Consider the following 26,558-nt stretch of genomic DNA (forward strand, 5'->3'; position numbering starts at 1 on the left):
TCCGTCCTTCTTCGTCAGGTGAGCAGGGCGACCACGCGTGCGGCCAGTTCCTGGACGTCGCCGTCGTCGGGCCGCAGCACCAGCTCGGGGTGCTCCGGCGGTTCGTACGGGTCGTCCACGCCGGTGAACCCCGTGATCTCGCCACGGCGAGCGCGCGCGTACATGCCCTTGGGGTCGCGGGACTCGCACACCTCGACGGGGGTGTCGACGTGCACCTCCCGGAACGCCAGCCCGGTGTCGGCGTGCCGGGACCGCACCTGGTCGCGGTCGGCTCGGTACGGGCTGATCAGCGCGACGATCGCGACCACGCCCGCGTCGGCGAACAACCGGGCGACCTCGCCGACCCGGCGGACGTTCTCCGCGCGGTCCTGCGCGCTGAAGCCCAGGTCCGAGTTCAGGCCGTGGCGCAGGTTGTCGCCGTCGAGCAGGTAGGCGGGCCGGCCGGCCGCGACCAGCAGGCGCTCGACCTCCGCGGCGATCGTGGACTTGCCCGCGGCCGACAGACCGGTCAGCCACACCGTGCACCCCGGCGTCGTTCGGGCCACGTCGGTGCGGTGCCAGACGACGGTGGGTGCGGCGGGCCGCAGGACCATGCCGGCGCCGACGGTGTCGTTGGTGGCCTCGTCGATGAGCACGAAGCTCCCGGTCGCCCGGTTGCGCCGGTACACGTCGTAGGCCAGCGGGGCGTGCGTGTGCAGCGTGACGCGGCCGATCTCGTTGAGCGACAACGACTCCGCGGACTCGTCGCGGTGCAGGGTGGTGATGTCGAGCCGGTAGCGCAGGGCCTGCACCGTGGCGCGGACCTCCTGCGTGGTGTGCTGGACGAGCAGCCGCGAACCGGGTGAGAGCGCGGACCGGTCGCCGAGCCAGCAGACCATCGCCTCGACGTCCCTGCCGACCTCGGGCCGGTTGCCGGGCTTGCAGATCATGTCGCCGCGCCGCACGTCCACGTCGTCGGCCAGCCGCACGGTGACCGCCTGGGGCGCGAACGCGTACGGCAGCGCTCCGCCGCCGGGCCGGTGGATGGCCGAGATCGTCGAGGTCACGCCGGAGGGCAGCACGACGACCTCGTCGCCCTCGCGGAACGTGCCGCCGCCGACGGTGCCCGCGTACCCGCGGAAGTCGCCGTGGCGCACCACGTACTGCACGGGCAGCCGGGCGTCGACGAGGTTGCGGTCGGACGCGATGTGCACGTTCTCCAGGTGGTGCAGCAGCGGGGTGCCCTCGTACCAGGGCATCTGCGTGCTCCGCTGCACCACGTTGTCGCCGTGCAGCGCCGAGACCGGGATGAACGTGACGTCCGCGACGTCGAGCCGGGACGCGAACTGCTCGAACTCCGCGCGGATCTCGGCGAACCGGGCGGCGGAGAAGTCCACCAGGTCCATCTTGTTCACGCACACGACCAGGTGCGGGATGCCCAGCAGGCTCGCGACGAACGCGTGCCTGCGGGACTGGTCCAGCAGCCCCTTGCGGGCGTCCACCAGGACCAGCGCGAGGTCCGCCGTGGACGCGCCCGTGACCATGTTGCGGGTGTACTGCAGGTGACCCGGGGTGTCGGCGATGATGAACCGGCGCCGGGGCGTGGCGAAGTGCCGGTAGGCGACGTCGATGGTGATGCCCTGCTCGCGTTCGGCGCGCAGGCCGTCGGTGAGCAGCGCCAGGTCCATCGCCGTGCCGCGGGCCTCGCTGGCGCGCTCGATCGACGCCAGCTGGTCGGTGAAGATCGCCTTCACGTCGTAGAGCAGCCGCCCGATGAGGGTCGACTTGCCGTCGTCCACGCTGCCTGCCGTGGCCAGGCGCAACAGCTGGGGGTCCATCAGAAGTACCCCTCCCGTTTGCGATCCTCCATGCCGGCTTCGGAGATCCGGTCGTCGGCGCGGGTCGCGCCGCGTTCGGTCACGCGGGTGACCTCGGTCTCCGCGACCACCGCGGCCGGTGTGTCCGCTGTGGACTCCACGCAGCCGGTGCAGGTGGCGTCGCCGACCGTGCGGAACCGGACCGTGGCCTCGTACGGCCGCTCCCCCGCCTCCAGCCGCAGGAACCGGGTGTGCGCCAGCAGCATCCCGTCGCGTTCGACCACCTCGCGGCGGTGGGAGTAGTACAGCGACGGCAGGTCGATGCCCTCGCGGGCGATGTAGGACCAGATGTCGAGCTCGGTCCAGTTCGACAGCGGGAACACCCGCAGGTGCTCGCCCCTGCGGTGGCGGGCGTTGTAGAGGTTCCACAGCTCGGGCCGCTGGTTGCGGGGGTCCCACTGGCCGTGGTCGTCGCGCAGGCTGAAGACGCGTTCCTTGGCGCGGGCCTTCTCCTCGTCGCGGCGGGCACCGCCGAACAACGCGCCGAACCGGTGTTCGGCGGTGGTCCGCAGCAGGGTCGTGGTCTGCAGGCGGTTGCGCCCGCCGGAGCCCTCCACCACCCGGCCCGCGTCGATGTCGTCCTGGACGCGGCCCACCACCAGCCGCACGCCGGTCCGGCGCACCACCTCGTCGCGGAACTCGACCACCTCGTCGAAGTTGTGCCCGGTGTCGATGTGGACCAGGGGGAACGGTGGCGGCGCCGGCCAGAACGCCTTGACCGCCACGTGCAGCATCACCATGGAGTCCTTGCCGCCGGAGAACAGCAGCGCAGGCCGCTCGACGGTCGCGACCACCTCGCGCAGCACGTGCACCGCCTCGGCCTCGACCGCGTCCAGGTGCGACAGCACGTAGTCCTCCGCGACGGCCACTACACCCCCATCGCGCGGCGCAGGCTCAGCGGCCGCATGTCCGTCCAGACGGTCTCGACGTGCGCGAGGCACTCGCTCTTGGTGCCGGTGACGCCGACCTCGCGCCACCCGGACGGCACCTCGCGGTACGTCGGCCAGATCGAGTACTGCTCCTCGTGGTTGACCACCACGGTGAAGCGGGTGCCGTCCTCGTCCTCGTCACGCATGTCCATCCTCCATCTCGGTTTCCCGCTGGTCAGCCAGCGACCGCAGGACCGCCGCCAGCTCGGCGGCGTGAGCGGTCTGCATCATGCTGAAGTGGTCGCCCCGCACGGCCGTGGTCCGGACCTCGCCGTCCACAACGGACTCCCAGCCCGCCGCGGTGGTGCCGGAGCCGTGCGGCACCAGGAGGTCCACGACGCCGCGGTGGCGTTCCGGTCGCCACACCGACACGGCCGTGGTCAGGTCGGTGAAGGTCTTCGCCCTGGCCAGCATCTCGGCGCGCTGCCCGTCCGGCAACAACCCGGCCTCCGCCAAGGCGTCCAACGCCTTGGCGTACTGGGCATCGGGGTCGAGTGCGCTGAGTTCGGCGACGTCCAGGGTCACCTCGGCGCCCGAGGCCGCCGCCACGCTGCGCACGAACCCGTCGACCGCGAACGGCAGCGGGACGGCGACACCGGTGTCCGCGGGGGCGACCGTGTCGAGCAGGGCCAGCAGTCCGACGTCGCCGAGCTCGGCCGCCACGGCCACCGCGAGGCTGCCGCCCAGCGACCAGCCGACGAGGTGGTACGGGCCCTCCGGCCACCGCTGCCGGATCGCCGACGCGTAGCCGCGGGCCAGCTCCGCCACGTCGGGCGAGGCGCCCTCGGGCAGCTCGATCGCGTAGCACGGCCGGTCGCCCAGGTGCTTGCTCACCGGCACGTACGGCAGGGACGACCCGGTGCTCGCGTGCAGGCAGATCAACGGCCTGCGGGTGCCGGACTCGTTCAGGGGCACGATCGCCCCACCGTCCTCGGCGGTGCCCGCGGCGACGCCGGCGAGCTCGCGGACGGTCTGGTGCTGGAACAGCTGGCGCGCGGTGATCGGCACGCCGCGCCGGTTCGCCTTGTCCACCACCAGCACCACGGAGATCGAGTTGCCGCCGAGGTCGAAGAAGCCCGTCAGGACACCGACCGGTCCCCCGCCGAGCACCTCCTGCCAGATCTCGGCGAGCACCCTCTCCGTCGCGGTGGCGGGCGGCTCGTAGGTCACGTCCGGTCCGGCCGCGCCCGGGTCGGGCAGCCGCTTGCGGTCGACCTTCCCGTTGGGCGTCAGGGGGAACGCGTCGAGCCAGGTGAACCGGGCCGGGACCATGTGCTCGGGCAGCAGGTCCCTCAGGTGGCGCCGCACCTGGGCGTCCGCCGGCCGCGTGCCGTTCTCGGGCACCAGGTAGGCCGCGAGGTACTGGCGTCCTGCCTCGCCCCTGGCGGCGACGGCGGCCGAGCGGACCGCGGGGTGGTCGAGCAGCGCGGCCTCGACCTCGCCGAGCTCCAGCCGGTGGCCGCGGATCTTGACCTGGTCGTCGGCCCGGCCGAGGAACTCCAGCTTGCCGTCGGCACGGCGGCGAGCCAGGTCACCCGTGCGGTAGAGGCGCCGGCCGCCTCCGGCGAAGGGGTCGGGGACGAACCGCTCCGCGGTGAGACCGGGCCGGCGGTGGTACCCGGCCGTGACGCCGTCGCCGCCGAGGAACAGCTCCCCCACCACGCCGATGGGCTGCGGCTGCAACCGGTGGTCCAGCACGTAGGCGGCCTCGTTCGCCAGCGGCGTCCCGATGGTCACCTCGTCCACGACGCGGTCCGCGGTCGACCACACGGTCGTCTCCGTCGGGCCGTACATGTTGTGCAGCTCGGCGGGGGTGATCTCGCGCAGCCTGCGGGCCAGGTCGGCGGTCAGCGCCTCACCGCCGACGAACAGCACCTTCAGCGACGCCAGGGCCTCGGCCGCGTCCTGCGCACCGGCGAGCAGCCCCGCCAGCGTCGGCGTGCACTGCAGGTGGGTCACGTCGTGCGCGCGGATCAGCGAGGCGAGGCTGTCGTCGCGCCGGGCACCGGTGAAGGCGCGGCGGACGGTGTCGACGTGCGGCAGGGCCGCGAGGACGTCGTCGGTCGCGATGCCGAAGTCGACCAGGCACGCGATCTCGTCGACGCCCAGCTCCGCGAGCCGCTCGGCGAACCGCACGCACTCCTCCGGGGTGCCGAACAGGCCACCGGACTCCATGTACCGGTCGGCGGCGTGTTCGAGCAACGCCAGCCGGTCGTCCTCGCTGAGCGTGTCGAACTCCAGGCCCATCTGCTTGGCCAGGCCGCGCAGCAGGTCCAGCGAGGTGCTCAGGTACCGGGTGAACGGGCCGCGGGCCACGTCCAGCGCGCGGTCTCGGTCCGGGTCGATGAACGTGTGCAGCATCAGCGCCACGTGCCCGCCGTCGGTGCCGTGGCGTTCCCGCCAGGCTTCGCGGTAGACGGCGATCTTCCCGGCGAGCGCGTCGAGGTCCTGGCCGAGCATGTGGGTGAGCAGGCCGAGTCCGGCGTGCCCCGCCGCGCGGAACGTCTCCGGGCTGCCCGCGGCGCTCAGCCACATCGGCAGCTCGGCCTGCACGGGCGCGGGCCGGATGCGGACGTCGACCTCGGCACCCTCGCCGGCGGGCATGCGCACGCTCTCCCCGCGCCACAGCGACCGCACGGTCTCGACGCCGTCGAGCATGATCTTCTTGCGTTCGCCGTAGTTCTCCGGCGCGAACACGAAGTCGTTGCGGTGCCAGCCGGACGCCACCGAGATGCCCACGCGGCCGTCGGACAGGTTGTCGACGACGGACCACTCCTCGGCCACCCGCACCGGGTTGTGCAGCGGCAGCACCACGCTGCCCGCGCGGATCGAGATCCGGTCGGTCGCCACGGCCAGCGCCGCCGCCATGACCGACGGCGCCGGGTAGACCCCGCCGAAGGCGTGGAAGTGCCGTTCGGGCGTCCAGACCGAGCTGAACCCGTTGCGGTCCGCGTACTTCGCGCCTTCCAGCAGCAGCCGGTAGCGCTCGCTGCCGGGCGTGCTGGAGTCGTCGCTCGCGAAGTAGAACAGGCCGAAGTCGAGCTTGCGCGTGGGCCGCGCGGTCTGCCCGCCCAGCATGGTGTCGGTGTTCGCCTCGGCGACCACGACGGTGTAGCCCCTGGCCAGCGTCCACAGCAGCTCGACCACGGAGATGTCGAACGAGATGCTGCTGACCGCGAGCCACACGCCCGGATCGCGGGTGCCCAGCCGCCGGTCCAGCTCCCCGTACAGGGTCATGACCTCGCGGTGGTCGACCATCACGCCCTTGGGCTGACCGGTCGAGCCCGAGGTGTAGCAGACGTACGCCAGCATCTCCGGCGCCACCGCGGTCTCCGGCGCCGTGTCGGGTTCGCCGCTGACCTCGGCCACGTCGACCAGCGGGACGCCGTGCTCGGACATCGCGGTCTTGCTCTGCTCGTCGACGAGGACGGCGACGGGGGCCGCGTCCTGGAGGACGAACCCGAGCCGGGTGGCCGGGTACCTCGGGTCCAGCGGCACGTACGCCGCACCGGCCTTGAGCACGCCGAGCAGCGCGGCGGTGGTGTCGACCGACCGGCCCACGGCGACCCCGACCAGGCTGCCCGGTCCGGCGCCGGCGGCGAGCAGCCGGTGCGCGACCTGGTTCGCCCGGCACCGCAGCTGCGCGTAGGTCAGCGAGTCCTCCCCGCTCACCACGGCGGTCGCGTCCGGGGTGCGCTCGGCCTGGGCGTCGAAGGCCTCGTGCACGGTGCCCGCGGGGACGGGTGCGCTCGTGTCGTTCCAGTGCACGGTCAGCCGGACGCGTTCCGACAGCGGCAGGAGCTCCAGCTCGGACAGCCGGGCGTCCGGGCGGGAGACCGCGGACTCCAGGAGCTGGCGGGTGTGCTGCAGGAACCGGTCCATCCGGTCGCGGTCGAACAGCTCGGTGGCGTACTCCAGGCCCAGCTCGACGCCGCCCGCGGACCGCTCGGCGACGCTGAGGGTGAGGTCGAAGCGCGCGGTGCCGGTGTGCAGGGCGACGCCCTCGACCTCGACGTCGCCCATCCGCACGGACTTGAGGTGCTCGTCGACCTGCAGCAACGCCACCTGGAACAGCGGGTTGGCGCCCGCGTCGCGGTCCGGCCGCAGCTCGTTGACCAGCTGGTCGAACGGCATGTCCTGGTGCGGGTGCGCGGAGTAGACGGTCTCCTGGGCGCGCGCCAGCAGCTCGCGGAAGTTCGGGTCGCCCGCGGTGGACACCCGCAGCACCACCGTGTTCGCGAAGTAGCCGATCAGCCGCTCCAGCTCCGGCCTGGTGCGACCGGAGAACGCGGTTCCGGCGACGATGTCGTGCTGGCCGGTGTACCGGGAGGACACCGCCGCCAGCGCGGCGAGCATCAGCGGCAGCACCCTGGTCGGTTCGGGGCCGCCCAGGGCTTGCAGCTCGCGGTGCAGCCGTGCGGGCAGGACGTGGTGGACGGTGTCGCCCGCCCAGGTCGGGGCCGCCGGTCGCGACCGGTCGGCCGGGAACCGCAGGGTGTCCAGGTCCGCCAGGGCCGTGCGCCAGTACTCCAGCGACGCGGCGCGCCGCGCAGTGGCCTCCTGGCCGTGCTGCCAGGCGGCGAAGTCGGCGTACTGGATCGGCAGCTCCGCCAGCACGGCGGGCCGGCCCGCGCGGGCGGCGCTGTAGAGCTCGATCAGCTCCCTGGTGAGGATCTCGGTGGACCACGCGTCGGTGGCGATGTGGTGCAGGGCGAGGACGAGCAGGTGGTCGTCGGCCGCCAGCCGCACGAGGTCGGCACGCAGCAGCGGGTCGCGCTCCAGGTCGAACCGGCGGCGCCCGGCCGCGGCCAGCAGGTCGGCCGCCCGGCGTTCGCGGTCCTCGAACTCCCGCAGGTCCGTCGCGGTGAACAGGCCGGTTCCGGGTGGGCCGACGAGCTGGCGCGGGCCGTCGGGCGTATTGACGTACCGGGTGCGCAGGCTCTCGTGCCGGGCGACCAGCTCGGCGACCGCGTTCCGCAGCAGCGGCACGTCGAGCTCGCCGCGCAGGCGCATGGCCAGCGGCGTGTTGTAGATCGGCTTCCCGTCCGCCCACTGGTGCAGGAACCACAGCCGCTGCTGCGCGAACGACAGCGGCAGCGGCTCGTCCCGTCCGACGGCGGGAATCCGGTCGGCCTCGCGGGCGGCGGCGCGCTGGGCGCGGAGCTCGGCCACGAGTGCGGCGCGCTGCTGGGCCGTGAGGTTTCCCAGCCGCTCTTCAGTGCTCTCGTGCATCGCGCTCCTCACAGCTCGGCCGCCCTGCCCAGGCAGACTGTCCTGCGGGCGGACACCCCGGCCAGTCCGGGGATTCCCCTACCCGCCACCAGGCCAGGAACTCCGGCCGGTCCAGCCTGGGCTGGGCGAACGAGCCGATCACCGCGGCGGGCTCCGACCAGCTCCGCCGCACCGGCGCGACGTCGGCGAGCGGGGCCCAGTCAGCGCCCCGCAGCACCCCCAGGTGGCGGTTCCTGTCCACCTCGACGGAGATCCCGTCGGGCGCCGGCGCCGTGACGCACACCGTGCCACCGGCCACCGACCACCAGGACCGGACGGTTCCGGGCGTGTGGTCGGGTTCCGGGTAGTCCTGCGCCCTCACCGGTTCGCCGAGCAGCAGCTCCATGTGCACTTCGGACAACGGCTTGTCGTCGGCGGGGAAGTGGTGGACCGTCCGGTAGCCCGCGCGGGCGTAGAACGCCGGGTTGCCGCGTTCGACCACGGCGTCGAGCACCACTCGCGCCGCCCCCTCGGCGCGCGCACCGGCTTCGAGCGCCCGCAGCAGCCGCCTGCCCACGCCGAGCCCGCGGGCTTCGGGTGACACGGCGAGCCGGCGCACGCACCAGTCCCGGCTGTGCGCCCGCACCGCGCCGACGACCCGGCCACCGGCCGTCGCGGTCCACAGGTGGTACCCGGCGGCCAGGTCGGCGCGCACGTCGTCCGCCGTCTCCCGGGCGCCGTCCGCGACCGGCAGGCCCGGCACCAGGTCCCCCGCCCGGTAGGCGGTCCTGGTCACGGCGGCGACCTCATCGGCCAGCCGGTCGGCCGGTCGCAGGGCCTCCGCGACGGTCAGAGTGTCTGATGTGGACACACGGCACCTCCCCGCCGCAGAGTGGCACGCCGGGACCGTGCCGGACCTGTAGGGGTATTGCCGGACTCGTCCGGCTCCCGCGGTCTGGACAGGGTGGAGGCTCGCCCACGGGCAGCCGAGGACGCGCAGTCGAGGAGCCGAGCATGCCGAACCCGCCATCCCGACCGGCCGCGAGTGGACTCGCCGAAGCGCGCAAGGCGGTACTGGCGCTGCGCACCCGGCAGCACACCGCGAGCCACGGCGGCGGCACCCGGATCGAACCCGCCGCGCGGGACCGGCGGCTGCCGTTGTCGTTCGCCCAGCAGCGGCTGTGGTTCCTCGACCAGTGGTCGCAGGGCCAGCCGGTCTACAACGCGCCGATGGTGCTGCGGCTCAAGGCCGACCTCGACGTGGACGCGTTGCAACGCGCGCTCACCGAGGTCCTCACGAGGCACGAGGTCCTGCGCACGCGCTACCCGAGCGAGAACGGCGTGCCGTACCAGCAGGTCGAGCCCGCACCGGACCGGGTTCCGCTGCCGGTCACCGACATCGCCGCCGGGGACGTGGACGCGTTCGTCGGCGACCTCGTGCGGGAGCCGTTCGACCTGGGCACCGGCCCGGTGTTCCGGCCGGCGCTGGGCCGGGTGAGCGCCACGGAGTACGTCCTGGTGCTCGCCATGCACCACATCGCCACCGACGGCTGGTCCGTCGAGATCATGCTGCGCGAGCTGATCATGAGCTACCAGCGCGCGATCGGCGCGCCCGTCGCCGCCGTGCCGCTGGCCGTGCAGTTCGCCGACTACGCGGTGTGGCAACGGGACTGGCTGGCCGGCGAGGCACCGCAGGACCAGCTGCGGTACTGGCGGGAGCAGCTGCGCGACCTGCCGACGCTCGACCTGCCGACGGACCGGCCGCGGCCCGCGCACCGCACGCAGGCGGGGTCGATCGAAGAGGTCATGCTGCCGGGCCCGCTCGCGGAGAAGCTGTCCGCGTTCGCCATCGCCGAACGGGCCACCGTGCTCACGGTCGCGCTCGCCGCGTTCAACGTCGTGATGGCGCGCTACAGCGGCCAGGACGACATCGTGGTGGGGTCGATCTTCTCCGGTCGCACCCGGCCCGAGATCGAGCCGCTGATCGGGTTCTTCGCCAACACCCTGGTGCTGCGCACCTCCACCGCGGGCAACCCGACGTTCCGGGAGCTGGTGGCGCGCACCGGCAAGACCGTGATCGACGCGCACCTCAACCAGGACCTGCCGTTCGGCCGGCTGGTCGACGAGCTGAGCCCCGAGCGCGACCCGAGCCGCAACCCGCTGTTCCAGGTGTCGTTCACCCTGCAGCACGCGTCGGTGGAGTCCGCGACCGTCGGCGACCTGACCGCCGAGGTGTACTCGCCCGACATCGGAACCGCCCGCTTCGACCTCGCGTTCCAGGTCACCCAGGTGGCCGGGAGCGGGCTGCGGCTGTGGGCGGAGTACTCCACGGAGCTGTTCGACGCCGACCGGATCCGGCGGCTGTTCGCGCACTACCGGCGCGTGCTCGAACTCGTGCTCGACGCCCCCGAGACGCCACTGGGCCGGGTGCGGCTGCTCACCGACGACGAGTACGACTCGGTGGTGGTCGAGGCCAACCGGACGGAGCGGTCGTACGGCCCGCAGGAGCGCTGCCTGCACCACCTGTTCGAGTCCGTTGTGGACAGGGCGCCGGACGCGGTCGCCAGCCGGTTCGCGGGCGCGTCGCTGACCTACCGGGAGCTCGACGAGCGGGCCAACCAACTGGCCCGGCACCTGTCCTCGCTCGGGGTGGGGCCGGAGTCGGTGGTCGGCGTCCTGCTGGAGCGCGGGCCCGCGCTGCCGACGGCGTTCCTGGGTGTGCTGAAGGCGGGCGGCGCGTACCTGCCGCTGGACCCCGACCACCCCGTGGCCCGGCGGGAGCTGGTGCTCGGCGACGCGGACGCGGCCGTGGTCGTGACGACCACCGACCTGGCCGGGGGCGTTCCCGAGGGCGTGCGGGCGGTGTGCCTGGAAGACCCGGCGGTCGCGGCGCAGGACACCGCGCGGCCCAACCTCCCCGTGCACCAGGACAACCTGGCGTACGTGATCTTCACCTCCGGCTCGACCGGGCGGCCGAAGGGCGTGCAGGTCTCCCACCGGTCGATCGCGGGCTTCACCCCGGCGGTGATCGAGCTGTTCGGACTGGAGGTCGGCGACCGCGTGCTCCAGTTCGCCAACCCGGCGTTCGACGTGAGCCTCTTCGACTTCTTCGGCGCGCTGTGCAGCGGCGCGACCCTCGTGCAGGCACCCCGCGCGGACCTGCTGGACCCGGTGCGGCTGACCGAGCTGATGCGGTCCGAGCGGGTCACCGTCACCGACCTGCCACCGGCGGTGCTGCGGCTGCTCGACCCGGCGGCCCTGCCGGACCTGCGGGCGTTGTTCGTCGGCCTGGAGTCGTTCCCCGGTGAGCTGGTCAACGCCTGGAACACCGGGAACCGGATGTTCCACAACGGCTACGGCCCCACCGAGGCGACGGTGGCGTGCGTCGACTACCTCTGCCCGCACGAGCACCACGACGCGATGCCGCCGATCGGCGTGCCGATGGCCAACTACCAGGCCTATGTCGTCGACCGGTTCGGCGAGCCGGTGCCGGTGGGCGTGCCGGGTGAGCTGCTGATCGGCGGGGTGGGCGTGGCGCGCGGGTACGCGGGGCGGCCGGACCTGACCGCGGAGAAGTTCGTGCCGGACCCGTTCGGCGCACCCGGCGGCCGGCTGTACCGCACGGGCGACCTGGTGCGCCGGCGCGCGGACGGCAACCTGGAGTTCGTCGGTCGGATCGACAACCAGGTCAAGATCCGCGGCCTGCGGGTGGAGCCCGCCGAGATCGAGCACGCCGTGATGGCGTTGCGCCAGGTCGAGGACGCGGCCGTGGTGGTGTCCGGCAGTGGCGGTGACGCCCAGCTCGTGGCGTACGTCGCGCCCGCGGCCGGTGCGACCGTGGACACGGCGGTGCTGCGGTCCGAGCTGAGCGAGTCGCTGCCGGTCTACCTGGTGCCGTCGACCTTCGTCGTGCTGCCGTCGCTGCCCCGTGCGGCGAGCGGCAAGCTCGACCGCGCCCAGCTGCCCAGGCCGGGCGCGGCGCACGTGCCGGAGACCTCCCCGCCCACGACGGCGACCGAGGTCGCGCTCGCCGAGATCTGGCAGGAGCTGCTCGGTACCGAGTCGATCTCGGTGCAGGACAACTTCTTCGCCATCGGCGGCACGTCGTTGAAGATCACCCAGGTGGCCACCAGGGTCCAGGAGCGCTTCGGGGTCCGGCTGGAGCTGCGGGACCTCTTCCTGCACGCCACCCTCGGCGGGCTCGCGGCGCTCGTGGAGGAACGGGAGCTGGCGGACGTCTCCCCCGACGAGCTGGCCGCGTTGCTGGACGCCGTCGACGGGCGGTCGTCGTGAACTTCCGCGAGGAGATCCGCGCGTTCTTCGCCTCCCGGCGCGTTCAGGACGAGGTCGCCGCGATCCGCGCCCTGCCACCGGAGGCGGAGACAGGGCGGCTCGCCGTCTACTCGTGGCTGGGTGAACGCGGCTGGCTCGCCCCGCACTGGCCGGAGCGCTACGGCGGCCTCGGCCTCGGTGTGGCGGAGGCGGCGGCGCTCACCGAGGAGATGCTGTACGCGGGCGTCCCGGACGACCTGCACACGTTGAGCATCGGCATCGTGGGCACGTTCCTGCTGCACAGCGGGACGGAGGCGCAGAAGCAGGAGCACCTGCCCGCACTGGCGCGCGGTGACCGGATGGCCACCGTGCTGTTCACCGAACCGTCGTGCGGCTCCGACCTGGCCGCCCTGCGCACCGAGGCACGCCCCGACGGGGCCGGCTGGCGCCTGCACGGCACGAAGATCTACAACCAGAAGTCGCAGTTCGCCGAGATGGCCCTGTGCGCGGCCCGCACCAGGGACAGCGGTGTCGGCATGGACGGCATCACGCTGTTCCTCGTGCCCCTCGACTCCGCGGGCGTGCACGTGTCCACCGTCGCGTCGATGGGCAACGACCGGTTCACCCAGGTCGTCATCGACGGTCTGCTGCTCACCGAGGACGCCGTCGTCGGCGCGGTGCACGACGGCTGGACGTTGATGAACTCGTTGCTGCTGCTGGAACGCACCGGCATCGACTTCCACGCCAAGGCGCGGGTCCTGCTGGACACCGTCCTCGACCGCGCCCGCGCCACCGGCCGCCTGTCCCCGGAGCTGGCCGAGCTGGACGCACGGCTGGCAGCGGCGCACGCGCTGGCGTGGCAGCAGGTGCACAACCTCGCGGCGGACCGGCCGTCACCGGGCGGGTCGGCCATGGCCAAGTGGTACGCCTCCGAGCACTTCCGGCCGATCCTGCGGGCCGCGGCGGAGGTCGACGGCCTGGACTCCGTGCTCACCTCGTGGGACGGCGGCGCACCCGCGCACGGGAGCGTCGAGTCGGCCTACCGGACCGGGCCGAGCCTGCGCCTGGCCTCCGGCACCTCCGAAGTCATGCTGTACCTCATCGCGACCGGGGAACTGGGACTGCTGTGATGCTGACCGACCTGTTCGACGACGACACCACCCCGCTGCTGCGCAGGCTGGGCGAACGGCCGCGGGGCGGCGGGGCACCGCAGGACGAGGAGACGCGCCGGCAGGTGCTGGCCGCGCTCGCGGACTCCGAGCAGTCCCCGGCGGAGGTGCTGCGGGCCGCCGAGCTGATGGGCGCCGCGCTGTACCAGAGCCCGTTCCTGGACACCGTCGCGGCCGCGGAGCTGTTCCCGCTCTCCCCCGGCCGCACCGTCGCGCTGGCGTTGCGGGAGAACGGCACCGACAACCCCGCCACGCCCGCGCCGTTCGTGCTGCGGGACGGCAGGGTCACGGCCGTGCGGCGGTTCGTGGCGTTCGCGTCCGATGTGGACGACCTGCTCGTCGTCGGTGGCACCACGGCCGCGCTGGTTCCCGTCGAGCAGCCCGGTGTGCGGACCCGCCGGCAGGACGATGTCGGCCGTGGCGACCTGCACACCGTCGAGCTCCAGGACGCGGTGGCGCAGGTGCGGGACGTGACGGCCGACTACCCGGCGGTGCTGGCCAGGGCCCGGCTGCGGCACGCCGCGTACCTGGTCGGCGCGGCGCAGGCGGCGATCCGGCTGACCGCGGACCACCTGCGGGAGCGCAAGGTCTTCGGTCAGCCCCTGGCCAAGTCCACGGCCCTGGCGTACCGCTTGGCGGCGTTGCACGCGGAAGCCGAGGCCGTCCGTGCGCTGGTCGGCACGGAACCGAGCCCGCGGACGGGAGCGCAGGCGGTGCTGCTGGCCGGCGCGGTCGCCCGGCAGAGCGCGGAGGAGGCGGTGCACCTGCACGGCGCGCGCGGCATGACCGAGCACAGCGACGCGCAGCTGTTCTACCGGCGCGCCGCGGTCGACGCCCAGTGGTACGGGACGGCAACCGCCCTCCGCGCCGAACTGCTCGCGGCGCTGAGCGCCTGACCTGCTCCCCTGCCGTGCCCACGGCGTCTGCAAGTACTGCCAACACAGGTGTTGGCAGTACTTGCAGACGCGTCAGGGAAGCAGGCGGTGGGTGGACAGCAGGTCGTAGAACGGCTCGTGGTGCTTGCTGAACGCCGCGAGCGCCTCGTTGTTGTCCACCGTGTCCGCGTACGCGGTCGACGTGGCGGTGAACCCGGTGCTGTTGCTGACCGCCGTGTGCCACCGCGCGGAACGGGACCATTCGGAGCGGTCGCCGGAGGACCACGTCGTCGCCTCGGCGCGGTAGGTGATCCCCACGCGGTCGCAGTACGCGCGCAGCACCTCCGACGGCGCGCTGACCAGGTCCGCGGCGTCGAGCACGACGGGCACCTGCCCGCCCGCGTCGAGCACGGCCCGGTAGATCTCGTACTGGCCCTCGATGCCGATGTCCGAGCACACCATGTCCGGCTTGAGCGCGTAGAACGACGCCGCGATCTCGTCGGGGCGGCGGATCAGGAACGTGTGCCGCACCTCGGCCAGGAACCGGCGGTCGGCCAGGACCGCGTCGTAACGGAGGTCCGTGGTGTCCTTGAAGAACACCGTGCGGGTAGCCGACTCCTCCCGGATCGCCGCGATCAGGTCGGTGTGGGTGTGCACCTCGCGGGACCCGACGGTGGTCGAGCCGTAGTCGGAGATGTTGCAGAACGGCTCGTGCAGCGCGAGGAGCCCGTCGTGCTCGACCATCGAGCGGAAGAGCGCGGTCGACCGGGAGCGCGGGGCCGCCCACAAGGCGATGATCATGTGGCTTCCTTCCTGGGGTGCTCACGGTCCCCCAGGCCGCGCGGGCGGGACAAGCCAGGTATGTCCCCGACTTGAGGGTCCCGTGCGCCGGCCGCGATTCTCGGGACCGATTGGCGAAGGGCGGCCGCATGCGACTTGAGTCCACAGCAGACGGATGGGCGCCGGCCCCACCGCGCCGGGTGCCGCGCGCCGGTCGCGGTGACGGACGGCTGCCCTGCTCACCGGCGCAGGAACGGCTGTGGTTCCTCGAACAGGTGGACCCAGGCTCGCCGGCGCACGTCGTCCCGGTCGCGGTGCGGTTCACCGGCGACCTCGACGTGCCCGTGCTGAGCCGGTGCCTGGACGAGGTCGTGCGGCGGCACGAGGTGCTGCGCACCAACATCGTCGAGCGCGCCGGCGTGCCGTACCAGGTGGTGAGCCCGCCGGCGCCGGTGCCGTTGCCGGTGCGGGACATCAGGGACGCGCCCGACGTCGAACGGGCGGTGCTGCGCGAGGCCGCGACCGCGTTCGACCTGGCGACGGCGCCGATGCTGCGGGCGAGCCTGCTGCGCGTCGACGATCGCGTGCACGTGCTGCTGCTGAGCATCCACCACGTCGCGTGCGACGGCTGGTCGATCGGCGTGCTCCGCGCGGAGCTGACCGCGTTGTACGAGGCGTTCCGCGACGGCCGGCCGTCCCCGCTGCCGGAGCTGCCGGTGCAGTACGGCGACGTCGTGGTGTGGCAGCGCGACCGGCTCCGCCGCGGCGAGCTGGACGCCCAGCGGGAGCACTGGCGGACGGCGCTGGCCGGTGCGGGTGAGCTGCTGCTGCCGGCGGACGGCTCGCGGTCCGCCGCCCGGACCGCACGCGGTGACACCATGGCGTTCCGGTTGTCACCGGACCTCGTCACGTCCGTCGGCGCCGTGGCGGCCACGGCGGGGACGACCCGGTTCGCGGTGCTGCTGGCCGCGTTCACGGCCGTGCTGTCGCGGTGGAGCGGCCAGGACGAGGTGGTGGTCGGCTCCCCCGTCGCCGGCCGGTGCGCGGCCGAGACCGAGCCGGTGGTCGGGCTCCTCGCCAACACCCTCCCGCTGCGCCTGGACCTGTCCGGCGACCCGGCGTTCGCCGACCTGGTCGCCGCGGCCGGTGAGGAGCACCGCGCGGCCCTGGCCAACCAGGACTACCCGTTCGACCTCGTGGTCACCGACGTCGGCGCCGGCCGCACGGACGGGCTGGCGGCGCTGGTCCAGGTGGTGCTGGCGCTGCGCGACGCACCGCCCGCGCCGGTGCGGCTCGGCGGGCTGGTCGTCGAGGAGCTCCCGGTCCGGTCGGTGGCCACGAAGTTCGACGTGGCGCTCGACCTCGTGCCCAGCGCGGACGGCGGTGTCGACGGGCGCCTGGAGTTCAGCGCGGACCTGTTCACCCGCGACACCGCGGCCCGGATGGCCGACGCCTTCGTGCGGCTGCTGCGGCACGGCGTGTCCCGGCCGGACGAGGCCGTGTCGGCGCTGCCGCTGATCGCGCCGGCCGAGAGCACCCGGATCACCGGCGAGCTCAGCGGTCACAGCTCCGCCGCGCCGTTCGAGGGCCCGCTGACCGTGCACGGCGTGGTCGAGCAGTGGGTGGACCGCACTCCGGACGCACCCGCCGTCGTCTTCGGGGACCGCACGCTCACCTACGCCGAGCTGGACGCGCGCGCCAACCAGCTCGCGCACCGGCTGCGGGCGCTGGGGCTGACGTCCGAGCAGCTCGTCGGCGTCTCGCTGCCGCGGTCGGAGCTGGTGGTCGTCGCGGTGCTCGGCATCCTGAAGGCCGGTGCGGCCTACCTGCCGCTGGACCCCGGCTACCCGCGGTCGCGGGTGGCGCACATGGTGCAGGACGCGGCCGCGCCGGTGGTCCTGACGCACTCCTCGGTCGAGACCGGGGACCTCGACGGCCCGGTCCGGTTCCTCCGCCTGGACACCGAGTGGCCCGCGGACGAGCCCGTCTCCCGGCCGGACGTCCCCGTGCACGGCGCGGGGCTCGCCTACGTGATCTACACGTCCGGTTCGACCGGCCAGCCGAAGGGCTCGGCCAACGAGCACGCCCGTGTGGTGAACACGCTGCACGGCGTCAACAACGCCTACGACCTCACGCAGGAAGACCGCGTGCTGGCGGTCTCGTCGCTGAACTACGACATGTCGGTCTACGAGGTCTTCGGCACGCTCGCGGCGGGCGCGACCGTCGTCGTGCCGAGCGACGAGGAGACCGCGGACCTCGACCGGCTGCTGAACCTGCTGGTGCGCCAGGAGGTCACGGCGTGGAGCTCGGCGCCGGCGCTGCTGGACGCCCTGGTCGGTCACGCCGGCCGGCGCGGCGGCATGCCCGGTGTCGTGTTGCGCGCGGTCGGCCTGGGCGGTGACCGGATGCCGCCCACGCTGCCCCGCCAGCTCACGGACCTGCTCCCCGGCATCCGGCTGCTCAACCTGGCCGGCATGACCGAGACGTCGTACTGCAGCCTCGCCCACCGGCTGACCCGCCGCAGCTACGCGGGCGGCGTGCCGTGGGGCAGGCCGTTCGCGAACCACCGCATCTACATCCTCGACCGGCACGGCCGGCCCGCACCCGTCGGCGTGCCGGGTGAGCTGTTCATCGGCGGAGCGGGTCCCGGCCGCGGCTACTGGCGGCGGCCGGGGCTGACCGCGGACCGGTTCCGGCCCGACCCGTACGGCCAGGAGCCCGGCGGCCGGATGTACGCCACCGGTGACCACGCGCGGTTCCTGTCCAACGGGGACGTCGAGTTCCTCGGCCGGCTGGACCAGCAGATCAAGGTCCGCGGGTTCCTGGTCGAGCCCGGCGAGGTCGAGGCGGAGCTGGCGACGCACCCGGCGGTGCGCGAACCGGTGGTGATCGCCTTCGACGACGCCGGCGGCGAACGCAGGCTGGCCGCGTACGTGCTGCTGCGCGGCAACCACCGCCCGTCCACCGCCGAGCTGCGCGGCTACCTGGCCGCGCTGCTGCCCGAGCACATGGTGCCGTCGGTGTACGTGGTGCTCGACCGGTTCCCGCTGCTGCCCAGCGGAAAGCTCGACCGGGCCGCGCTGCCGGCGCCGTGGGCGGACCCGCCAGGCGAGGCCGTCGTGACCGCTGCCGACGACGAGGTCCGGGTGCGGCCGCGGGGGTGAGCCGGGGAGATCCCCGACTGTCCCGGACACCGCGGGACCGGCAACGTCTGCAGACCAGGATTGGGAGGTGTCGTGGAATCGTTCACCGCGGACCGGCTGCGGCTGGTGTGGCAGCCCGGCGTCCCCGCCACCCCGGGAGGGCTCCGGTGACCGACACGTACGTCTTCCCGGCGTCCTTCGGCCAGGAACGGCTGTGGATGCTGCACGAGATGGGCGCGGGCAGCGCCTACCACGTCAGCGGCGCGCTGCGGCTGACCGGCGACCTGAACGCGGACTTCCTGCGCCAGGCGCTGCAGCTGCTCGTCGACCGGCACGAGGCGCTGCGCACCGGTGTCGAGATCGGCGAGGGCGGCGCGGTCACGCAGGTCGCGATCTCCGAGCTGACCGTCCCGTTCAGCACCGGGGACACGGCCGAAGCCGGGCTGGACGACGCCATCCGGGCCGTCGTGGAGCCGCCGTTCACCCTGTCCGCGCCGCCGTTGCTGCGGGCGCGGCTGCTGCGGATCACCGACGCGCCGGAACCGCAGTGGGTGCTCGTGCTGTGCGTGCACCACATCGTGGTCGACGGCTGGTCGCTGGGCATCCTGATGGCCGAGCTGGGCGCCGCGTACGCCGCGCTGGCGGGCGGCACCCCGCCGCGGTGGCCAGAACCGGAGATGCAGTACGCCGACTTCGCCCTGTGGCAGCGGGACTTCCTGGCCGGCGACGAGGTCGCGGGGCAGCTGGAGTTCTGGCGGACCACCCTGGCCGGTGCGACCGCGCTCGACCTGGTGACCGACCACCCGCGCGGCTCGGCCACCGGCTACCGGGGCGGCACGGTCCGCGCGGTACTGCCGGACGTGCTGGTGAAGCGGCTGGCCACGGCCGCGCAGAGCGAGAACGCCACCGAGTTCATGGTGTTCGTGGCCGCGTGGTCGATCGTGCTGGCGCGGTGGAGCGGCCAGGACGACCTCGTCATCGGCACACCGGTCGCCGGCCGGCCCAGTGACGAGCTCGACGGCGTGGTCGGGTTCTTCGTCAACACGCTGCCGCTGCGGGTGCGGCTCGACCCGCTGGAGACGCTGCGGCAGGCGCTGGTGCGGTGCCGGTCGGTCTGCCTGACCGCGCTGGCCCACCAGGACGTGCCGTTCGAGTGGATCAAGCAGGCGCGCGGTGACGGCCCGAAGATCCCGCAGACCGTGCTGGCCCTGCAGAACACCCCGAGCGGCGACCTCAGCCTCCCCGGCGTGCAGGTGCAGCCGGTCGCGGTGCACAGCGGCGGTGCGCAGTTCGACGTGGGGCTGTACCTCGCGCCGGCCGACGACGGTCTCGCCGCCGAGGTGGCGTACTCCACCGGTCTGTTCGAGGAGGCGTCCGCGCAACGCGTGCTGGACGCGTTCGTGACCGTGCTGACCGAGTTCACCGAGCACCTGGACGCTCCGCTGTGGACGCTCCCGGTGCTGTCCGCGGCCGAACGGGCGCGGGTCGAGGCGATGACGGGGTCGACCGAGCTCGCCGAGCCGCTGCCGTCGATCACGGAGTGGTTCGGGCGGACCGCCGCACGCACACCGGACGCGGTCGCGGTCGTCGCGGACGCCACCGGTGACTCGATGACCTACCGCGAGCTGGACATCCGCGCGGCGGAGGTCGCGTCGTGGTTGCGGACCAACGGCGTCCGGGTGGGCGACTGCGTCGGCGTGTGCCTCGAACGCGGCCTCGACCTGGCCGTCGCGGTGCTGGCGGTGCTGAAGGCGGGCGGCGCGTACCTGCCACTCGACCCGGACTACCCCGATGGACGGCTGGCGGCGGTGCTGGCCGGTGCGAAGCCGGGCATCGTGCTCGCCTCGGCCGCGACGCGGTCCCGGGTCTCCGGCGGCACCCGCGTCGTGGACGTCGCCGAGGTCACGGGAGAACCGGCGGCGCCGGTGGAGGTGCCCGGGGACAGCGCGTCCTACGTGGTCTTCACGTCCGGTTCGACGGGCGTGCCCAAGGGTGCGGTCAACACCGTCGCGGGCCTGGCCAACCGGCTGCGCGCGGCGGAGGCGCGGATGCCGCTGGGCACCGGCGACGTGGTCGCCCAGAAGACCCCGATCGGCTTCGACGTGGCCGTGCCCGAGATCCTCTGGCCGTTGCTCGTGGGCGCCCGGCTGGTGTTCGCCGCACCGGGCGGTCACCGCGATCCTCGTTACCTCAAGGAGTTCTTCACCCGGCACGGCGTCACGCACACGCACTTCGTGCCGTCGATGCTGCGCCTGTTCCTCGACTACGGCATCACCGCCGCCGACGTGCCCTCGCTCCGGCGGGTGCAGTGCAGCGGCGAGGAGCTGCCGGCAAGGCTGGCGGCGGACTTCCTCGCCGCGTTCCCCGGCGTCGAGCTGCACAACATGTACGGCCCGGCCGAGGCCGCGGTCGAGGTGACGCACTTCCGGGTCGACACGGCGGCGGACAGCAGCCGGGTGCCGATCGGCGACCCGTTGCCGGGCGTGCAGCTGCTGCTGCTCGACGCGCACGGGCAGCCCGTGCCCGTCGGTGTTCCCGGTGAGCTGCACATCGCGGGCGTGCAGACCGCCCGCGCCTACCTCGGCCAGCCGCGGGCGACCGCGGCCGCCTTCCTGCCGCACGAGAACGGCACGCGGCTCTACCGGACCGGCGACCGGGCGTACTGGAACTCGCACGGGCAGCTGGTCTTCCTCGGCCGCACCGACCACCAGGTCAAGATCCGCGGCCAGCGCGTCGAGCCGGCGGAGATCGCCAGTGCGATGCGCACGCACCCGGCGGTCACCGACGCGGTCGTGGTCGTCCGGCCGGACGAGCACGGCGGCCCGCGGCTCATCGGCTACCTCGTGGCCGGCGGCGACGTGGCACTGGACGAGCTGCGGCGCCACCTCGCCGACCGGCTGCCCGCCGCCATGGTGCCCGGCCGGTTCGTGACCGTGCCGTCGTTCCCGGTGAACGACAACGGGAAGGTCGACCACGCCGCGCTGCCGCTGCCACCGGCGGACCTGGTGGAGTCGGTCCGCGTGCCGCCCAGGACGCCCGTGGAGACGCTGCTGGTGAAGCTGTGGGCCGACGTGCTGGGCGTGCCCGAGGTCGGCATCCGCGACGACTTCTACGAGCTCGGCGGCGACTCGCTGCGCGCGGTGAACCTGTTGCAGCGCACCCGCGAGCTCGGCCTGGACTTCCCCCTGCAGGTGCTGCTCGGCCGGCACACGATCGAGGAGCTGGCCGAGCTGGCCCCGGAAGGGCGCGGCTGATGACCCGCACCTCCCCCACCTCCGTGAACACCGTGCCCACCGCCGCGGTCTCCGACGGCAGAGCGGTCGACCTCCTGCACCGGATGGTGGCCATCCCGTCGGTGTCCGGCCAGGAGGGCGAGCTGGCCCGGTTCGTCGTCGGCGCCATGACCGAGCTGGGTTTCGAGGCGCACGTGGACGACGCCGGCAACGCCGTCGGTGTGATCGGCGCCGCCGACGGTCCCACGATCATGCTGCTCGGCCACCTGGACACGGTGCCGGGCGGGCCACCGGTCCGGCTCGACGGCGACAAGCTGTACGGGCGTGGTTCCGTGGACGCCAAGGGACCGCTCGCGACGATGATCGTCGCCGCGGCGCGGGCACGGGCGGCCGGTGCGCGGATCGTGGTCGTCGGCGCGGTCGACGAGGAACGCGACTCCGTCGGCGCGCACTACGTCGCGGTCACCCAGCGCGCGGACGCCGTGGTGATCGGCGAACCGAGCGGTGTGGGCACGGTCGTGGTCGGCTACAAGGGCGTGCTGCGGTTCACCTGCTCCGTCGACCGGCCGCAGGCGCACACCAGCTCGCCGGACCCCAACGCGAGCGAGGTCGCCGCGGCCTTCTGGGAGGCGCTGCGCGCGCGGTACGCGGTGGCCGGTGGCCGGGTGTTCGACCAGCTGTCCCCCACCCTGGTCAGCACGTCGGGCGACCTCGTCCACGCCGACCTGGTGGTCTCCTGCCGCACACCGCTGGACTTCGACACCGCCGCCTTCCTGGCCGAGGTGCGCGATCTCGCCGGTGACGCGCAGATCCGGGTGCTGGAGACGACGCCGGCGATCCGCCGGTCCCGCGCCGACCCGGTGGCCAGGGCGCTGGCCGCCGCGGTGCGGGAGCACACCGGCGGCGCCGAGTTCAAGCTGAAGCTCGGCACCTCGGACATGAACGTCCTGGGTCCGGCGTGGCAGGTGCCGATCGCCACGTACGGCCCCGGTGACCCGCACCTGGACCACACGCCCACCGAGCACGTCGACCTGTCCGAGTACCTGCTTGCGGTGACGGTCCTGACCGACGCCGTCGGCCGGCTCGCCACCGATCTGATGTCACCGAGCTGACCAGGGGATGACCTGATGGACCTGCCTGTCGCCGTACTGGCATCGCGCATCCGGCTCGAGGAGAAGCTGATCCTCGCCGAGCTGGCCCGGCGCGGGGTGCCGGTGGAAGTGATCGACACCCGCCGGGCGCTGTTCGAGGTGCAGGCGCCCGCACCCGCCTACGCGGGCGTGATCAGCCGCGAGATCTCCCACACCCGCAACGTCTACGCGGCGCGGTTGCTGGAGCACTCCGGCCTCACCGTGGTCAACAGCGCCGACGTCGTCGCGCTGTGCGGGGACAAGCTGCTCACCACCCTCACCCTGCACGCGGCCGGACTGCCGGTGCCGCGGGCGGCCGTGAGCCTGTCGCCGGAGCACGCGCTGGACCACCTGGAGGACTTCGGGTTCCCGCTGGTGTCCAAGCCGGTGAACGGGTCGTGGGGGCACCTGGCCGCGCGGCCCACCGACCGCAACTCCGCCGAGATCATGCTGGAGCACCGCAGCGCGCTGCCCGGCCTGCACCACCAGGTCGTCTACGTGCAGGAGTACGTCGACAAACCCGGCCGCGACATCAAGGCCTACGTCATGGGCGGTGAGGTCGTCGGCGTGATCTACAAGATGTCCGACGAGTGGCGCACGAACACCGCACGCGGTGGCACGACGATGCGCTGCGACCCCGACGAGGAGCTGACCAAGCTCCTGCGGGCCACGGCCGACGCGGTGGGCGACGGCATCCTCGGCATCGACGTGCTGGAGTCCGAGCACGACGGCTACCTCGTCAACGAGGTCAACCACACGCCGGAGTTCCACGGCGCACTCGAGGTGCTGTCGGTGGACCTGGTCGGGGCCTACGTGGACTTCGCGACCCGCAAGCTCGGCATCGGTGCGGCGGCATGAGCGACAAGCTGGCGATGTTCGGCGGCACCAGGGTGATCGGGAAGGGCAGCGTCCCTCCCGAGCAGGTCCGGTGGCCGGTGATCACGGACGCCGAGCACGAGGCGACCCGGCGCGTGCTGGACAGCGGGCAGTTCACGTCCAACAGCACCGGCGGCGGTGAGGTGGCCGCGCTGGAGGCGGAGTGGGCCGAGTTCGTCGGTGCCCCGCACTGCGCGGCGGTGGTCAACGGGACCGCGGCCATCGAGCTGGCGCTCGCCGCGGCCGGGATCGAGCCGGGCGCGGAGGTCCTGGTGCCCGCGCTGAGCTTCATCGCGAGCGCCATCGGTGCCGTGCAGCGGATGCTCGTGCCGGTGTTCGTAGACATCGACCCGGTCACGTACAACATGTCACCGGAGGCCGCGGCGGCGGCGATCACCCCGCGGACCCGCGCGATCCTCGTGGTGCACCTGCACGGCCTGCCCGCCGACATGACCGCGTTGCGCGCGCTGGCCGACCGGCACGACCTGCTGCTGGTCGAGGACGCCGCGCAGTCGCACGGTGCCACCTACCGGGGCAGGCGCACCGGCACGCTCGGCGACATCGCCACGTTCAGCCTCAACGTGGTCAAGAACCTGCCCACGTGCGGCGAAGGCGGCCTGATCACCACCGCGGACCCGGAGCTGCACCGGAAGGTCGTGCTGCACCGGCAGTTCGGCGAGGCCCTGCGCGGCGGCCGGGAACGGGACTACGTCTCCCGCGTGCTGGCGGGGAACGCGAAGCTCAGCGCCATCCAGGCGGCGTTCACCCGCGCCCAGCTCGCGCGCCTGCCGGAGTACGACGCCGCCCGCAAGCGCAACGTCGAGGCGATGCTCGCCGCGCTGGCCGGCCTGCCGGGACTTGTGCTGCCGGAGGTGCCGGCCGACCGGACGCACGCCTGGCACATCCTGCGGTTGCGCTTCGACCCGGCGGCCACGGGCCACCCGGACGTGCGCCCCGGTGCGCTGCGGTCGATCCTGCACCGCGCACTGCGCGCCGAGGGCGTGCCGTTGCAGCCGTACCAGCTGGTGCCGCTGCCGATGCAGGAGGCGTTCCAGACCCGTGCCGGGTTCGGCGGGTACCCGTGGAAGCTCGGCGGGGACGTCCGCGGCGGGGAGTACCCGGAGACCACGGCGGTCATCGAGTCGTCGCTGACGTTGCAGCGCTGGCACCTGAACCCGCACAGCGGCCCGGTGCTGCTGCGGTGCGCCGAGGCGATCCGCAAGGTGTGGGACAACCTCGACACCCTGATCCCGATCGCCCGCAGCGTGGACCACCAGTCGAAGGCGGCCGTATGACCACCCCGCTCGCCACCAAGGCGCTGCGCAACCGCGAGCAGATCCTGCGGATGGGCTCCTCGCCGTCCGGCACGCACGTCGGCGGCAGCCTGTCCTGCGTCGACCTGCTCACCGTGCTCTACGACGAGGTGCTCGACCTGCGGCCGGACGAGCCGGACTGGCCGCTGCGGGACCGGTTCATCCTCAGCAAGGGCCACGCCAGCGCCGCCCTCTACGCCGTGCTGGCCGCCAACGGCTTCCTGCCCGAGTCCGAACTGGAGACCTACGCCGCCAGCGGTGGCCGGCTCGCGGGGCACCCGCTGCGCCGCCTGCCCGGCGTCGAGTTCCCCAGCGGCTCGCTGGGCCACGGGTTGTCGCTCGGCGCGGGCGTGGCGCTGGCCGCCAAACGCGCGGGGCACCCGTACCGGGCCTTCGTGCTGATGGGCGACGGTGAGCTGCAGGAGGGCTCGGTGTGGGAGGCGGCCCAGTTCGCGCCCGCGGCGGGCCTGGACAACCTGGTCGCCATCGTGGACCGCAACGGCTGGCAGATCACCGGCCGCACCGAGGACCTGGGCCTCGAACCGCTCGCCGACCGGTGGCGCAGCTTCGGCTGGACCGCCGTGGAGGTGGACGGCCACGACCTGGACGCGCTGCGCGAGGTCTTCGCGTCGCTGGAGCCGGGTCGTCCCACGGCCGTCATCGCGCGAACGGTCAAGGGCAAGGGCGTACCGCTGTTCGAGGACAAGAAGAAGAGCCACCACGTCACGCTGACCCCCGCGCTGCTCACCAGGGCGCAGGCGGGTCTGCGGGCGCGGTCGAGGAGGACGTCATGAGCGTCGAGACAGCCCCCGGCGTCCTGGTGCCCACCCGCGAGGTCTACCGCCGGGTCCTCGGCGAGCTGGCCGAGCGGGACCCGCGGGTGTTCTGCGTGGACTCCGACATGGGCGGGCTGGAGACCGGTTTCGGCGAGCGGTTCCCCGACCGGTACACCAACGTGGGCATCGCCGAGGCGAACATGATGGGCGTCAGCGCCGGACTGGCCTCCGCGGGCTTCCTGCCCTACGCCAACACCATCAGCACGTTCGCCGCGTGCCGGGCGTGCGAGCAGATGAAGGTCGACGTCGCGGGCAACAACCTGCCGGTGCGGATCGTCGTCACGCACGCCGGGTTCTCCGCGGGGCACTACGGTCCCACGCACCACGCGCTGGAGGACATCGCCATCGCCCGCACCATGCCGAACATGACCGTCGTCGTGCCGTCGGACTCGGTGTCGACCGAGGCGGCCGTGTGGGCGACCGCGGACCTGCCCGGTCCGCTGTTCCTGCGGCTGGGCCGGGCGGCCACCCCGCTCGTGCACGAGTCACCGGACGACTTCGTGCTCGGCAAGGCCACGCGGCTGCGCGACGGCGACGACGTGACGATCATCGCCACCGGGCCGTACCCGGCCGTGCTGGCCCTGCAGGCGCACGACCTGCTCGCCGCGGCCGGGGTCAGCGCGCGCGTGCTGGACATGCACACCGTCAAGCCCATCGACCGCGACGCGATCGTGGCGGCGTCCGAGCAGACCCGCGGCATCGTCACGGTCGAGGACCACGTGCTGGAGGGCGGCATGAGCAGCGCGGTCTGCGAGGTGCTCGCCGAGACCGCGCCGTGCCGGGTCCGCCGCATCGGTGTCCCCACCTCGTTCTTCGACGTCGTCGGCGACGAGCTGGAACTGCTGGCGGCGACCGGGGTCAGCGCGGAAGCCGTCGTCGCGGCGGCCGAGGCCCTGCTGTAGGGGACTCTCCGGACTACTTCGGGGAGTGCACGG

General features: G+C 73.3%; 16 protein-coding genes. 10 read left to right on the forward strand and 6 right to left on the reverse strand.

Going from position 1 to position 26,558, the window contains the following annotated elements; all coding sequences use genetic code 11:
• Nucleotides 1-14 precede the first annotated feature (14 nt).
• The 5 genes from cysC to AB0A63_RS00745 are packed head-to-tail and all read right to left on the reverse strand — an operon-like array spanning nucleotide 15 to nucleotide 8,867.
• Complete coding sequence (gene cysC, locus AB0A63_RS00725) at nucleotides 15-1,817, reverse strand: adenylyl-sulfate kinase (RefSeq protein WP_360383655.1); 1,803 nt, start codon at nucleotides 1,815-1,817, stop codon at nucleotides 15-17.
• On the reverse strand, nucleotides 1,817-2,725 hold the full coding sequence (cysD, locus tag AB0A63_RS00730) for a sulfate adenylyltransferase subunit CysD (protein ID WP_360383657.1): 909 nt from the start codon (nucleotides 2,723-2,725) through the stop codon (nucleotides 1,817-1,819). Before cysD ends, cysC begins: the two co-directional genes overlap by 1 nt.
• Nucleotides 2,725-2,931 (reverse strand): MbtH family NRPS accessory protein, encoded by a 207-nt coding sequence (locus tag AB0A63_RS00735; protein WP_360383660.1) that lies wholly within the window; start codon nucleotides 2,929-2,931, stop codon nucleotides 2,725-2,727. The genes cysD and AB0A63_RS00735 overlap by 1 nt, the downstream gene beginning before the upstream one ends.
• Nucleotides 2,924-8,017 (reverse strand): MupA/Atu3671 family FMN-dependent luciferase-like monooxygenase, encoded by a 5,094-nt coding sequence (locus tag AB0A63_RS00740; RefSeq protein ID WP_360383662.1) that lies wholly within the window; start codon nucleotides 8,015-8,017, stop codon nucleotides 2,924-2,926. The genes AB0A63_RS00735 and AB0A63_RS00740 overlap by 8 nt, the downstream gene beginning before the upstream one ends.
• Nucleotides 8,001-8,867: a GNAT family N-acetyltransferase gene (locus AB0A63_RS00745; RefSeq protein ID WP_360383665.1), complete on the reverse strand. Its 867-nt coding sequence runs from the start codon at nucleotides 8,865-8,867 to the stop codon at nucleotides 8,001-8,003. Before AB0A63_RS00745 ends, AB0A63_RS00740 begins: the two co-directional genes overlap by 17 nt.
• A gap of 143 nt (nucleotides 8,868-9,010) precedes the next feature.
• Between AB0A63_RS00745 and AB0A63_RS00750 the strand changes: the two genes are divergently transcribed.
• Genes AB0A63_RS00750 through AB0A63_RS00760 form a run of 3 tightly spaced genes read left to right on the forward strand, consistent with a single transcriptional unit; the run spans nucleotide 9,011 to nucleotide 14,333 of the window.
• Nucleotides 9,011-12,289 carry an amino acid adenylation domain-containing protein gene (locus tag AB0A63_RS00750; protein ID WP_360383667.1) on the forward strand — a complete coding sequence of 1,093 codons (3,279 nt, stop codon included), beginning with the start codon at nucleotides 9,011-9,013 and terminating at the stop codon, nucleotides 12,287-12,289.
• On the forward strand, nucleotides 12,286-13,398 hold the full coding sequence (locus tag AB0A63_RS00755) for an acyl-CoA dehydrogenase family protein (RefSeq protein WP_360383670.1): 1,113 nt from the start codon (nucleotides 12,286-12,288) through the stop codon (nucleotides 13,396-13,398). The genes AB0A63_RS00750 and AB0A63_RS00755 overlap by 4 nt, the downstream gene beginning before the upstream one ends.
• Nucleotides 13,398-14,333, forward strand: coding sequence for an acyl-CoA dehydrogenase family protein (locus tag AB0A63_RS00760; protein ID WP_360383672.1), 936 nt, complete (start codon nucleotides 13,398-13,400; stop codon nucleotides 14,331-14,333). The genes AB0A63_RS00755 and AB0A63_RS00760 overlap by 1 nt, the downstream gene beginning before the upstream one ends.
• 72 nt (nucleotides 14,334-14,405) lie before the next feature.
• On the opposite strand, the gene AB0A63_RS00765 is transcribed toward AB0A63_RS00760, so the two are convergent.
• Nucleotides 14,406-15,113: a sulfotransferase family protein gene (locus AB0A63_RS00765; RefSeq protein WP_360383674.1), complete on the reverse strand. Its 708-nt coding sequence runs from the start codon at nucleotides 15,111-15,113 to the stop codon at nucleotides 14,406-14,408.
• 128 nt (nucleotides 15,114-15,241) lie between these two features.
• On the opposite strand from AB0A63_RS00765, the gene AB0A63_RS00770 reads away from it, so the two are divergent.
• The 7 genes from AB0A63_RS00770 to AB0A63_RS00800 all read left to right on the forward strand — a co-directional run bounded on the left by AB0A63_RS00770 (nucleotide 15,242) and on the right by AB0A63_RS00800 (nucleotide 26,525).
• Nucleotides 15,242-18,256: an amino acid adenylation domain-containing protein gene (locus AB0A63_RS00770; RefSeq protein WP_360383677.1), complete on the forward strand. Its 3,015-nt coding sequence runs from the start codon at nucleotides 15,242-15,244 to the stop codon at nucleotides 18,254-18,256.
• 146 nt (nucleotides 18,257-18,402) lie between these two features.
• Nucleotides 18,403-21,489, forward strand: a complete 3,087-nt coding sequence (locus AB0A63_RS00775; protein ID WP_360383679.1) for an amino acid adenylation domain-containing protein — start codon at nucleotides 18,403-18,405, stop codon at nucleotides 21,487-21,489.
• The gene (locus tag AB0A63_RS00780) at nucleotides 21,489-22,580 is read left to right on the forward strand and encodes a M20/M25/M40 family metallo-hydrolase (protein WP_360383682.1); all 1,092 of its coding nucleotides are present in this window, start codon (nucleotides 21,489-21,491) and stop codon (nucleotides 22,578-22,580) included. Before AB0A63_RS00775 ends, AB0A63_RS00780 begins: the two co-directional genes overlap by 1 nt.
• 15 nt (nucleotides 22,581-22,595) lie before the next feature.
• Entirely contained in the window at nucleotides 22,596-23,456 is an 861-nt protein-coding gene (lysX, locus tag AB0A63_RS00785; RefSeq protein WP_360383685.1) for a lysine biosynthesis protein LysX, read from the forward strand.
• The gene (locus AB0A63_RS00790; protein WP_360383688.1) at nucleotides 23,453-24,769 is read left to right on the forward strand and encodes a DegT/DnrJ/EryC1/StrS family aminotransferase; all 1,317 of its coding nucleotides are present in this window, start codon (nucleotides 23,453-23,455) and stop codon (nucleotides 24,767-24,769) included. The genes lysX and AB0A63_RS00790 overlap by 4 nt, the downstream gene beginning before the upstream one ends.
• Nucleotides 24,766-25,581: a transketolase gene (locus AB0A63_RS00795; protein ID WP_360383691.1), complete on the forward strand. Its 816-nt coding sequence runs from the start codon at nucleotides 24,766-24,768 to the stop codon at nucleotides 25,579-25,581. The genes AB0A63_RS00790 and AB0A63_RS00795 overlap by 4 nt, the downstream gene beginning before the upstream one ends.
• On the forward strand, nucleotides 25,578-26,525 hold the full coding sequence (locus tag AB0A63_RS00800) for a transketolase C-terminal domain-containing protein (protein WP_360383694.1): 948 nt from the start codon (nucleotides 25,578-25,580) through the stop codon (nucleotides 26,523-26,525). The genes AB0A63_RS00795 and AB0A63_RS00800 overlap by 4 nt, the downstream gene beginning before the upstream one ends.
• Nucleotides 26,526-26,558: the final 33 nt, after the last annotated feature.

It is taken from the genome of Lentzea sp. NPDC042327, from assembly GCF_040647275.1.
Classification (GTDB): Bacteria; Actinomycetota; Actinomycetes; order Mycobacteriales; family Pseudonocardiaceae; genus Lentzea.